Here is a 13,875-nt window from a genome sequence, read left to right on the forward strand (position 1 = left end):
TGAATTTATTTTTTTTGTTTATTTATTATAAAATAACATATTTTTTTGGAGTATAAGCAATGTTATTGATAGTTTATTACATGATTCGTTTCCATCCTATTATCCAAATACAAATTCCGGATAGGAATATACAAATAGGTAAAAATTCAGTATTTTTATTTTGTATAAACCAGTAGATACCAATAATAATAAACGTCAGTCCAATACCAAATAAAAAAAATGCTTGAGCATTGTGAGTACGTTGTATGCGTAATTCTTTAGTTAAAACATTTATTTTTTTTTGCATTTCATTGGAATATTGCAATGTATTAGATAAAAATAATGGTAATTCTGGAATTTTATCTATCCAATAAGGTATTTTATCATTTAACATATGTATTATCTTTGACGGTTTTAATTGTTCTTTCATCCATTGCTCTAAAAATGGTTTTGCTGATTCCCATAAATTAAAATTTGGGTATAATTGTCTCATTATTCCTTCAACATATAATAAAGATTTTTGTAATAAAATTAATTGTGGTTGTATTTCCATATGAAAAAATCTTGCAGTATTAAATAAATATAGTAATACATTGCTAAATGGAATTTCTTTTAATGGTTTTTCGAAGATTGGTTCAAATACTGTTCGCATTGCATATTCAAAATCTTCGATATTAGTGTCTATGGGTATCCAACCTGAATCTAAATGTAATTCTGCTATTTTTCGATAATCACGATTAAAGAAGGCAATAAAATTTGATGCTAAATAATATTTATCTTTTTTACTTAAGGATCCCATAATTCCACAATCGATACTGATATATTTTGGATTATCAGGATTGTTATAACAAATAAAAATATTACCAGGATGCATATCTCCGTGAAAGAAGCTATCTCTAAAAACTTGAGTAAAAAATATTTCTAAACCTCTTTCTGCTAAAAGTTTCATATTAAAACCTTTTTGTTTTAATAATTTTTTATTATATACTGGAATGCCATAAATACGCTCCATGACTATTACATTCTTACTGCAAAAGTCTACATATACTTTTGGTATATATAATATATTGCTGGATTTAAAATTTCTTCGTAATTGAATAGTATTAGCAGTTTCTTTAAGAAGATTAATTTCATTAAATAAAGTTTTTTCGTATTCTGAAACAATATTTGAAAATTTAAATTTTTTTCCTTTTGGTAAAAATTTGTAGGACCATTTTGATAGTTTATACATTAAACTTACATCTATTTTAATAATAGGTAAAATACCAGGACGAATAACTTTAATGACTACGTTTTCTCCATTTTTTTTGAATTTTGCAGAATGTACTTGAGAAATTGATGCTGATGCTAATGGAATTTCTTGAAAATCTTCAAACCATTTTTCTAAAGAACTTCCAATAGCTTGTTCTATATGTATTTTAGCTAAAGCTCCATCAAAAGGATAGACACGATCTTGTAATATTTCTAACTGATTTGCAATAGCATTGGGTAAAATATCATGACGAGTGGAAAGCATTTGTCCTAATTTTATCCATATAGGTCCTAATTCTTGTAATGCTAGACGTAATCGTTTTCCTGGTGAAAATTGAGAATATTTATTAAATATTTTTAATAGAAGTTGAATGCCTATTTTAATTGGAAAAGCTAATCGATTGATGGGAATAAAATTCAATAATCCATAGTTCAATATTATTCGGATAATGAAACATAATCTACTCCATTCGTTAAAAATCATTATATTTTCTCTAATATTTAAACGTTAAATAACAGTTTTGTTTCATTTACTTAATATTGTTCTTATTTTATTATTATGATTTTTGATCTATAATTGATTCAGTATAAATTTTGATTGTTTGAGTATTTGATCATGATTAGTGTTGTTTCAAATATTTTTAATTTAATGTTTATTAAGTATTAATATTTTTATTTTAGTTGAAATAAGTGATATTGAATAATTTATTAATAATAAATAAATATGATTATGTTAATATTTTTTATGTGCATGGTGCAGAACAACTATTCCTCCTGTCATATTAATGTATTCGACGTTTTGAAAGTTTGCATGTATTATCATAGTTTTTAAAGTTTCTTGATCTGGATGCATACGAATAGACTCAACTAAATACTTATAACTGTTCATATCTTGCGCTATTATTTGTCCTATTTTAGGGATAATATAAAATGAATATAAATCATAAAATATAGTTAATAATTTAAATATAGGCACCCCAAAATCTAAAATTAATAATTTTCCGCCTGGATTTAAAACTCGATACATTTCAGATAATGCTTGTTCTTTATCTGTAAAGTTACGTAAACCAAAAGATACAGCTACACAATTAAAAGTGTTATTAGAAAAAGGTAAATTTTCAGCGTCCGCTTGTATGTATTGAATATTATTTAATATTCCTAAATTTCTTAATTTTCTTCGGCCTATTTTTAACATTGAAATATTATTATCTAGTAGAATTACTATCCCAGTTTGTCCTACTAATTTAGAGAAAGAGATACTTAAATCCCCAGTTCCTCCAGCTAAGTCTAGCACTTTACAACCAGTAGATATATTGCTTTGTTGAATTAAAAAACGTTTCCACAGTCTATGTAACCCAAAAGACATACAATCATTCATTAAATCATATTTGGTGGCTACTGAATGGAATACAGTAGCCACCAAATATGATTTAATGAATTTATTGACATGTTGAAAACCAAAGTGTGTCATATTATTTTTATATTTATTTTTCATAAATTTTATGTGTAAGTAATGTATGTATATTTTATTTATAGTAGTTCATTCCAAGTTGATGTATTAGAATTTTTTATTATATATATTATACCAACGGTATTTTATACTATAAAGATGGTAGTTTTTTGATATTAGTTTATAGATTATATATTTTATATAGTCTAGTATCATAATGTGATACATCTAATAAATTATGAATTAGTTATCGTATCCTCTGGCTCTAATGCAGTATTATTTGTAGGTGATGTATTATTAGAAATAATTGGGTGTTTTATTTGAACTCCAAGAGTCCGAAAACTTTCTACTTGACTGATAATATTACCTTTTCCTTCAGAAAATTTATTTTTAGCAGAGTTATATATAATTTCTGCTTTATTCAAATGAAGCCCAATTTTGTTTAAATCATCCATAAATAACTTTAGTTTATCATATAATCGTCCTGCTTTTTCTGCAATTTTTTTAGCATTAAAATTTTGTCGTTCATGGCGCCATAAATTATTAATAGTTCTTAGTGCTACTAATAGTGTGGTAGGACTAACTAACATAATGTTTCGATTCATAGCTTCTGTTAACAATGACGATTCTGTCTCAATAGCTAAGGTAAAAGCTGATTCGATAGGAATAAACATTAAGATGTAGTCAAGTGTGTTTAATTGAATTAATTCTTGGTAGTTTTTTTTGTTTAAAGATTTAATATGGGTACGTAACGAATGTATATGATCATTAAGAGCTGCGTGTTTATCTTGTTCATTATTACTATTGAAATAACGCTCATAAGCTATTAATGATATTTTAGAATCAATTATCACATCTTTTCCATGAGGTAAATGAACAATAACATCAGGTTGTAATTTTCGTCCACTTGCTTCTTTTATACTCACTTGTAAATGAAATTCTTGTCCTTCTCGCATTCCAGATATTTCTAGCGCTTTAGTTAAAATCATTTCTCCCCAATTTCCTTGAATTTTATTATTACCTTTTAAAGCTTGAGTTAAATTAATTGTTTCTTGAGTAATTTTAGTGTTTAATTGATGTAAATTATGGATTTCATAAGTTAAATTATGTCTCATACGTTCTTCTTTAGAGAAATTCTCTTGTATTTGATTAATAAATATATTTAATTGTTCTCGAAGTGGATGTAAGACGTTATCTAAAGTCGAACGGTTTTGTTCATTTATTTTATGTCTATTTTGATCAAAAATTCGGTTTGCTAAATTTTCAAATTGCATAGTTAATTTATGTTCATTATTGGTAAGTATTTTTTCTTTATTTATTGCAGACAATTTATATTCTTCGAGTCGCACATATAATTCTTTTAATTTTAAAGCTTGTTCATGATTAATTTTTAATTGACTTTGTAATTCATTACATAAATGTTCGTATTGTTGACGATAATAATCTAATGATTTTAAACGTTCTTCTGCTACAGATAATTTATTATTTAATTCATGCATATTATGTAATTCGTTGTACAATTTTTTTTCTGTTTCATTTTTTAAGGTAAATTCATATTGCAGATTTTTTAGGGTTATATTTAATGATTTTTCATAATCGATATAATTATTTTTATGTTTTTGAATGTTTTTTTGTACTGATTTTTTAAAAAAGATATAAGTAAATATTATTCCTGTAATTATTCCAATAATAATATATGTAGTGATTGAAATTATTTTCATAATTTTTAATAATAACGAAATTATATTAATGGTGTAAACAATAATTATATATTAAATATTATTTTATTTATTTTTTAAAGAAATATGTGAATGTTTATATACAGAATGGGAATCTATTGTAGATTAAATAATTGTTTTAAATCAATATATGCATATATGAATATTATCAATTTTCTTAAATTAAGGATATTTTTTCGATTTTTAATTCTTGTTTTTACTGATATCATATATTTAATTATAATTTTTATATAGATGTATAAGATGAATATCTTCTTATAGAAGAATTAGTATAGTATCTGATTTTATTGATTAGTAAAGTATGTCTAATGATATATTATTGATTTTATTGTAATATATAATTGTTAATTGTTACTATTTTTGTGGTTTTTACTACAAAGATTACTTTAATAGAAAATAGAATTGAATGATGAGTAAAAATATTTTTAATTGTGTTTATTAATATTATATTGGTTTTTATATGTGTTAAATTATATTTATATCGATATATTTTTTATTTTTATATATATTTTTAGATGTAATAGAAGATTTTTTTGATATTTGTATTGCAAATAAAAAGTTCTTTTTTTATTGATTTTTGTTAATTATATTATTAGATATTTAATTACCTATTATAAAATAAGATATTAATTATTATTGGAATTACGTAAAATTTTTGCCGCAGTAACCATATTATATAATGAACGTTTTATTTCAGACCATGATCTAGTTTTTAATCCACAATCAGGGTTAACCCATAGTCGATTTTTTGGAATGTATTGTTTAAATATATGTAGTCTTTTTACTAAATCAGATATGGAAGGTTCATTAGTAGAATGAATATCATATATCCCAGGTCCAATTTCATTTAAATTATTTTTTGTATTTTTTTGTATAAATTGTAATAATTTTAAGTCTGATCTAGATGCTTCAATGCTTATTACATCTGCATCTAGATTTAAAAGGGTGCATATTATTTCATCAAATTCAGAGTAGCACATATGAGTATGGATTTGAGTAGTATTTTGTACTGATGATACAGTAATTTTAAAAGAATTAATAGCCCATTCTAAGTATTGTGATTGCTCAGATTGCTTTAGAGGTAATCCTTCTCTAAAAGCAGGTTCATCAATTTGAATTATTTTGATTCCAGATTTTTCTAAATCCATAACTTCATCTCGTATTGATAGAGCTAATTGCAAAGATACTGTATGTCGTTGTATATCTTCACGTACAAAAGACCAAGTTAATATAGTGACAGGTCCGGTTAATATTCCTTTTACTGGTTTTGTTGTTAATGATTGAGCATAACTTATCCATGTTGTAGTAATAGGATGAGGACGACTAATATCTCCTATAATTATTGGAGGTTTCACACATCTAGATCCGTAACTTTGTATCCATCCGTGTTGCGTAAAAGAAAATCCATTTAGATGTTCTCCAAAATATTCAACCATATCGTTACGCTCAGGTTCTCCATGCACTAAAATATCTAGGTCTAATTTTTCTTGTTCTGTAATAGCTTGTTTAATATATTTCTTTATATTATCAGAGTAGTCATTTTTATTTATTTGTCCATTCTTGAATTTTAAACGTAATCTTCGAATATCTTGGGTTTGTGGAAATGAACCGATAGTAGTAGTAGGATATAATGGTAAATTAAATTGTTTATGTTGCAAATTAAATCTTATATCATGAGTATTTTTTCTAGATAATGGAATATGAGAAATATTTTTACAGCGCTCTTGGACTTGAGTATTATGTACAAGATCAGAATTTAATCTGCTATCATTAACAGTATGAAAATATTTTTTAAGTGTATTTATATGTAATAAATTATTATTTTTATTGGAATTTAAAGCATCACATAGCATTTTTATTTCAGAACATTTTTGCAATGCAAATGCAAACCATGTCTTTATATGATTATTTAAATTAGTTTCTAAATTTAAATCTATTGGACTATGTAGTAAAGAACAAGAAGATGCTATCCATATTGTTCGTTGTGTAGCTATTGGAGATAATTGCTTAAACCAATAATATAAATTAGTTTTCCAGATGTTTCTTCCATTTATTATTCCAGCAGATAAAATCCAATGTTTTGGTAGTTGTTCGTGTAAAAAGGATATATTATTATGCTTTGCATTGGAAACTAAATCTATATGTAATCCATTTATTGAAAATTTTTTTATTATGTCTAATTGATGATTAATGCTATCAAAATAAGTAGTTAATAATATTTTTATAGAATTATGATGTAGTCTCTGATAAGTGTATAAATATGCTTTTATCCATTTATCTGGTAATTCTAAAACTAAAGCAGGTTCATCAATTTGTATCCAATCAATGTTTTTTTTTGATAAAATATTTAATATTTCTTGATATATTGGTAGTAATGATGGTAATAAGGACAATTTATCGAATTCTTTTTCTTTTGTTTTTCCGAGCCATAAGTAAGTAAGTGGACCTAATAAAATCGGTTTAATGGCATGGTGGTAAGATAAGGCTTCATCAATCTCATCAAATAATTGAGTCCAACTTAATTTAAATTCTTGATCTTGAGTCAATTCAGGAACTATATAGTGATAATTTGTGTTAAACCATTTTTTCATTTCTGAAGGTATAATGTTAACATCATTTTTAGAATATCCTCTGGCTATATGAAACAACATGTCTAGATTATTGTTTTCTTGGTGAGAAAAATGCGAGCAATATCTCTTTGGTATATTATTTAGCATCATACTTGTAGTCAGGACATGATCGTACCAAGCAAAGTCTCCTACTGGAATCAGATCTATTCCAGAATTTATTTGTTGTTGCCAGTGTCTCATACGTATCATTTGACCAATATTCAATAACTTATCTTGATTAATTGATTTTTTCCAATATTGTTCTAATGCATTCTTTAATTCCCTATATAAACCAATTCTAGGGAATCCTAACGTATGACCAAGTACTGTCATTATTTTTACACTCCGTATAGAATTTATTATGCAACGATACTAATGTGTTTTAATTGATATAAAATTTATAAATTCAGTATAATGATTATAAAATTTTTAGTTAACATAGATTTTTCAAACAAAAGAAAAATTTAATTTTTATTGAAAATATACGTCTGATTTAAATTTTATTGGATATTTTTAATTTAGTCAAATCAATATGGTAAAATAGATATGTCTAATAATTTATAGAATATATTGATATTAACAATATATTTAATTTTGAATAATTAGTTTCATTTTTTTCATAGCATTTTTTTCTAATTGTCGAATTCGTTCTGCTGAAACTCCGTATTGATTGGCTAATTCTTGTAATGTAATTTTATTATCTACATCTAACCAACGAGCTCGAATAATATGTTGGCTACGTTTATCTAAAGAATCTAGAGCTACATTTAATTTTGTGCTAATTTGGTCAATCCATTCTTCTTCTTCATTAATTATAGTAACTTTATCTTGTAAATATAACATGGGTATTGATAAAATATTTTTCTCATCTTCATCTGAAGATTGTTCGAAAGTCATATCTTGAGCAGCCATTCTTGATTCCATTTCACGAACGTCTTTACAAGTAACATGTAAAGTTTTAGCAACCATTTCAATTTCTTCTTCATTAAACCAACCTAAACGTTGTTTGGTTTTACGTAAATTGAAAAATAGTTTACGTTGAGCTTTAGTGGTAGCGATTTTTACAATACGCCAATTTTTTAATACATATTCATGAATTTCTGATTTAATCCAATGTACTGCAAATGACACTAATCGTACATCTAATTCTGGATTGAATCTACGTACTGATTTCATTAATCCGATATTACCTTCTTGTATTAAATCAGCCTGAGCTAATCCATAACCGGAATAATTTCGAGCGATATGCACAACAAATCTTAAGTGGGATACAATCAATTGTTTAGCAGCATTTAAATCACTATTGTAGTATAAACGTTCGGCTAACTCTCGTTCTTTTTCTGCTGTTAACATAGGATATAGATTGGTTGCTCTAATGTAAGCTTCTAAGGTTCCTTGCGGTACTAAAGTGATATTTCTGTACATAATATTTTCAGTCATGTATTCTCCTGATGGGATTAATTGTACATATAAATAGAAGTTTATATCATAATATATGTATAAATTATTATATGATATACAATAAAATTGTGTATATGAAATAAATTTATTGTTGAATTATTTAATAAATATCTTTTATATTTTGTACATAATTATTATGTTATAATGCACTAAATATAACGAATTTTATAATGTTAATTATGTATTGTAATAGATTTTTAAAAAATTTATTATTTTTTTATTTGAAGCGTTAATTATATTTTAATATAAATTAAAATAGATATTTTAATTTTAAAAGAACATTTTTTGTTAAAAATATAAAAATTTAAATTCATTTAATATTATAAATGATTATCTAATACCGTTAATTTATTTGAAATGATTATTATTTTTCTTTAACATAATTTTTAAATTTTGTTAAATAAATCAATAATAATTTTTAGTTCTTATTTAATTTTAACATTTTATGTTGCAATTGGATAGGAATTAATGTAATGACTAATATGATATTATATTTTATAATTTTTTGAATTGTGTTATATTTGCGTCTGCGTGAATAATATTATATAATTATATGAGTTAATTTTTATATATATTTGAAACAATTCGATATATTTTGTGTCAAGATTGAAGTGTTCTGAATTACCAATGATTTTAAAATTTTGTTCAATTTATACTATATAAGTATAAATTGAATGTTATTCAATTATTTTATTTAAAATGTATTGTTTTATATTACCTAATAAATAATACAATTATTATACCGTATATATCACGTATTGTATTATTCATATATATAGTTATGCATGTAACATATAAAAATTTTTTTATATCCTTATAAAGGAAGAGTATTAAGTAGATATTTTTACATTAGATAGAATTAACGATTTTTAAAAGATTTATTTGTAATGTTAAGAATGTAAATATGGGAGTTCAATCTAATTTTATTAGACATACAAATGGAAAGGTTCGTATAATTTCCGGAAAATGGAAAGGTCGAAATATACCTGTTATTGATCAAGTTTTTGTACGTCCTACTCTTTCAAGAATTCGGGAAACTTTATTTAATTGGCTGGACCCTGTGATTTTAAATGCAGTGTGTTTAGATTGTTTTTCAGGTAGTGGAGCATTAGGATTTGAATCTTTATCTAGAGGGGCTAAGAAAGTTACATTTATAGATAATAGTAACAGTTGTATTACTTTAATTAAAAAAACTATATATTCTTTTCAAGAATATAATAGTATAGCGGTATGTTCTGATTGTGTTTGTTGGTTAGAACAACAATTTAGTAATAATACTACTGATATTTATGATGTTGTTTTTATTGATCCTCCGTTTAATAATAATGCTATAATACTTAAAATAGCATTATTATTAGAGAAATATAATTATTTAAGCAAGAAATCTTGGATTTATATTGAAACTGATAAAAAATCTAGTAGTTTATTTAATAAAAACAAATTTCCTAAAAATTGGTATCTATATCGTAAACTAATTACTCAAAAAATTTTATGTTGTTTGTATAGTAGACGTGTTTGTATATTAAAATAAATAAATAATTTTAAGTAAATTGTATTTTTAATAAATTATTAAAATTTTTTGAAATATTGTGATATAGGTATTATAAATATGTTGTATGTTTATGTATATTGGCTCCATAGTTTATAGTAATTAATTAGTCCGTTTGTAGAATCATCGTAATTATTAGTACAGTTATTATTTTTTAATTCGAAATAAATAGAATTAGCTAGTTTTTTTCCTAATTCTACTCCCCATTGATCAAAAGTATAAACATTGAAAATTACTCCTTGAGTAAAAATTTTATGTTCATATAATGCAATTAGAGCTCCTAAAGAATATGGAGTAATTTTTTTTATTAATATAGAGTTACTAGGGTTGTTTCCTGGAAGTACCTTAAATGGTATTATGTTAATGCATTTATTGTCAGAAGTAATTGTATCATATTCTTGTCGGATTTCTTCCGCACTTTTACCAAAAGCTAATGCCTTAGTTTGAGCTAAGAAATTTGCAATTAATTTTTCATGATGATCATGAATAGGATGGTGACTAGTAGTAGGAGCGATAAAATCACATGGAACCATTTTAGTGCCTTGATGCAGTAATTGATAAAATGAATGTTGACCATTGGTTCCTGGTTCTCCCCATACTATTGGTCCAGTTTGATAATCAACAATAGGATATCCATTTCGATCTATTCTTTTGCCATTAGATTCCATATTACTTTGCTGTAAGTATGCAGAAAAACGATGCATATATTGATCATAAGGAAAAATTGCTTCGGTTTCTGTTAAGAAAAAATTATTATACCAAATTCCAATTAATGCTAAAATTACTGGCAAATTTTTTTCTAAAGGGGTTTTTTGAAAGTGCAAATCCATTGAATACGCCCCATCTAATAATAACTCGAAATTATTAGATCCTAACGATAACATAATGGGTAATCCAACAGATGACCATAATGAAAATCGACCTCCTACCCAATCCCATAATTCAAACATGTTTGTTGATGGATTGATACCGAATTTTTTTACTTCTGAAGTATTTGAGGAGAGTGCTATAAAATGTTTAGATATATATTTTGTAATATCATCATGTGTTGGTATTTTTGAAATAAACCAATCTCGAGCACTGTGTGCATTAGTTATGGTTTCTTGGGTAGTAAAAGTTTTTGAGGTTATTAAAAACAGTGTTGTTTCTGGATTGATTTGGTTTAGTGTTTCAAAAATATGAGTTCCATCTATGTTAGAAATGAAATGCATATTTAAGTGATTTTTGTATGGTGTTAAGGCTTCAGTGACCATATATGGACCTAAATTTGACCCTCCAATTCCAATACTTACTACATCTGTAATATTTTTATTTGTGTAACCTGTCCAATGACCTTGAATAATATTTTGACAAAATTTTTTCATTTTTTTTAGTACTGTATTGATTTTAGGCATGACATCATGTCCATCAACTAAAATAGGAGTATTTTGTCGATTTCTTAATGCTACATGTAATACTGCTTTATTTTCGATGCGATTAATTTTTTCTCCTCGGAACATTGCAGAAATAGCACCATTTAAATCACATTCTTTAGCTAATTTTATTAATTTATTTATTGTATCGTGGGTAATTAAATTTTTAGAATAATCGATAAGAATTTCATTATTAAATATTTTTGAGAAATGTAAAAACCTATTTTTATCTTTTTTGAATAAATCAATAATATGCATTTTTTTCATAAAATTAAAATGTTTTTTTAAGGATTGCCATGATTTGGTGCGGTTGGGACTAATATTTTTCATATTTTTAATTACATTGAATAATTTTATATTATTATTTAATATTTTATTAAAACTATATCATTTTTGGATCGACGTCAATATAATGGAATATGTTTTACTCAATATAGTCGAGTTGTGTTTAAATTAATAAAATAATTAAAGATATAATGTATTATTGAAATTCATTGGCATCAAGTATGTTGATAACGGTATTTATAGTATAAGTTATATATGCAAATAAAAATGTTAACAATAATTCAATTATAATTTAGTGATCACACCATTATATTTTTTATGTTATAAAAATTATTCTATAAAACAATTTTGGAATTAGGTGTGTTAATTGAATTATTATAAGAATTTTGATGTACGTAATAATTAATCCAATTGTTAAATAGTAAATGTGCATGACTTCTCCAAGTGATTTTAGGAATTAAATTAGAATTGTTTTTTGGAAAATAATGATCTGGTAAATTTGGATGCAATCCTAATTTTAAATCTCTATGATATTCTTGAGCTAAGGTATGAGCATCATATTCTGGATGACCAGTGACAAATACTAATTGATTGTTTTGGCTAATTAATAGGTATACTCCAGCATCATCAGATTCTGCTAAAATTTCTAGGTCTGTATTTTGATAAATTAAATCTTTAGGAAAATCTGAAAAACGTGAATGAGGAACTGAAAATACTTCATCAAATCCTTGAGTTAAAAGAGAATGAGAATTTGTAATGTTATGTTTATAAATTCCTACCAATTTTTTTTTTCTGACAAATCTAGGTAAATTATATAATATTTTTAAAGCTGCTTGAACTGACCAACAAATAAATAATATTGATGTAATGTTTTTTTTTGCCCAATTACATAATTGTTCCATTTTTGGCCAGAAAGTGACATTATTAAATTCAGTAAGACCTAAAGGAGCTCCAGTAATAATTAATCCATCAAAATATTGGTTTTGGATATCGGAAAATGTACAGTAAAAATTATTTAGATGATCATTAGGTGTATTTTTAGAGATATGGTTATCAATTCGTAATAATTGTACATCGATTTGTAAGGGAGAATTTGACAATAGTCGCAGAAATTGATTTTCTGTATCTATTTTTTTAGGCATTAAATTAAGTATTAAAATTTTTAAAGCACGAGGGAGTTTAAAAATATCTTGTGTTTTTTTTAATATACGGATGTTTTCTTTTTTTAAAAATTGAACAGCAGGTAATTTATCTAATACTCGAACTGGCATAATGTTAAGACCTGATGATTTTATATGTACCTGATTTCTTTGTTTATTTTAATGTTAATAATTAAGTGATATTAATATAAATTTGTTTTTATTATTAATAACAAAAAGTGCTAATGAATGAGTACTGATTTAGATAAATAGACGTTAAATCGATTAATTTTTATTTTATTATATTTTAAAGATGTTTAAATATTTAAATATACATGTGAAATATATTGTATTATAATGCTGATTATAATCTTTTTTTCGTAAGAAAATAAAAAAATAATTTAAATTAAACGTTTATTGCTCATTTTTTGTGTAATATAAGTTATAACATGTGCATATAATCATAATAGGCCTGAGTGGATTTGAACCACCGCCCTCACCCTTATCAGGGGTGCGCTCTTGCCACTGAGCTACAAGCCTAATCTATATAACTATATTTTAATATAAACATCGTAAAAATGTGAATATCAAATATATAAAGATTTCTTTATATTATGTATCATTTTATTATAATAATTATTTTCTACAATTTCAATTACATATATTATAGCTATAATAACATGAACATGATTAACTGATTCAATAATTTCTATAAATTCTTTTTTTGAGTTAAAAATATGGATTTTTATTACTTAAACATAAATAATTTGCAGATGTTGTCGTAATTAGTAATACTTAAATTATTAATTATTAATTTTCTATTTTATGTAAATTGAATTAATATTTCATATTGATTGGAATATATTGTATATTTTTTATGATTCTATTAATATACTTATATTAAGTATACGATTCATCATATATCATATGGTAAATGAGTGTTGCGTTAAAAGAGTGATTAGTAAAGATAGAAATTTTTTGATAATTTGAGGTTTGGATTT

Annotated in this window: 8 protein-coding genes and 1 tRNA gene; 1 reads left to right on the forward strand and 8 read right to left on the reverse strand. The window is 24.6% G+C overall.

Annotation, left to right across the window (positions count from 1 at the left end; genetic code table 11):
- Nucleotides 1-76: 76 nt before the first annotated feature.
- The 5 genes from ubiB to rpoH form a co-directional block, all read right to left on the reverse strand.
- Entirely contained in the window at nt 77-1,714 is a 1,638-nt protein-coding gene (gene ubiB, locus Bpudo544_RS03140) for a ubiquinone biosynthesis regulatory protein kinase UbiB (protein WP_500825315.1), read from the reverse strand.
- A gap of 249 nt (nt 1,715-1,963) precedes the next feature.
- A complete protein-coding gene (gene ubiE / locus Bpudo544_RS03145; protein WP_500825316.1) occupies nt 1,964-2,725 on the reverse strand; it encodes a bifunctional demethylmenaquinone methyltransferase/2-methoxy-6-polyprenyl-1,4-benzoquinol methylase UbiE in 762 nt (253 codons plus the stop codon).
- Between the two features lie 191 nt (nt 2,726-2,916).
- Complete coding sequence (rmuC, locus tag Bpudo544_RS03150; protein WP_500825317.1) at nt 2,917-4,401, reverse strand: DNA recombination protein RmuC; 1,485 nt, start codon at nt 4,399-4,401, stop codon at nt 2,917-2,919.
- Between the two features lie 644 nt (nt 4,402-5,045).
- Nucleotides 5,046-7,361 carry a 5-methyltetrahydropteroyltriglutamate--homocysteine S-methyltransferase gene (gene metE / locus Bpudo544_RS03155; RefSeq protein WP_500825318.1) on the reverse strand — a complete coding sequence of 772 codons (2,316 nt, stop codon included), beginning with the start codon at nt 7,359-7,361 and terminating at the stop codon, nt 5,046-5,048.
- A 255-nt stretch (nt 7,362-7,616) separates the two neighbouring features.
- Nucleotides 7,617-8,453: an RNA polymerase sigma factor RpoH gene (gene rpoH, locus Bpudo544_RS03160; RefSeq protein ID WP_500825659.1), complete on the reverse strand. Its 837-nt coding sequence runs from the start codon at nt 8,451-8,453 to the stop codon at nt 7,617-7,619.
- A 940-nt stretch (nt 8,454-9,393) separates the two neighbouring features.
- On the opposite strand from rpoH, the gene rsmD reads away from it, so the two are divergent.
- Complete coding sequence (gene rsmD, locus Bpudo544_RS03165) at nt 9,394-10,020, forward strand: 16S rRNA (guanine(966)-N(2))-methyltransferase RsmD (protein ID WP_500825319.1); 627 nt, start codon at nt 9,394-9,396, stop codon at nt 10,018-10,020.
- Between the two features lie 89 nt (nt 10,021-10,109).
- Here the strand turns inward: rsmD and pgi are convergent, their stop codons facing one another.
- The 3 genes from pgi to Bpudo544_RS03180 all read right to left on the reverse strand — a co-directional run bounded on the left by pgi (nt 10,110) and on the right by Bpudo544_RS03180 (nt 13,414).
- Nucleotides 10,110-11,780: a glucose-6-phosphate isomerase gene (gene pgi, locus Bpudo544_RS03170; protein ID WP_500825320.1), complete on the reverse strand. Its 1,671-nt coding sequence runs from the start codon at nt 11,778-11,780 to the stop codon at nt 10,110-10,112.
- Between the two features lie 290 nt (nt 11,781-12,070).
- Nucleotides 12,071-13,006, reverse strand: a complete 936-nt coding sequence (locus tag Bpudo544_RS03175) for a homoserine O-succinyltransferase (protein ID WP_500825321.1) — start codon at nt 13,004-13,006, stop codon at nt 12,071-12,073.
- 335 nt (nt 13,007-13,341) lie between these two features.
- A tRNA-Ile gene (locus tag Bpudo544_RS03180) sits at nt 13,342-13,414 on the reverse strand.
- Nucleotides 13,415-13,875: the final 461 nt, after the last annotated feature.

This window comes from Blochmannia endosymbiont of Camponotus pudorosus, assembly GCF_059934925.1.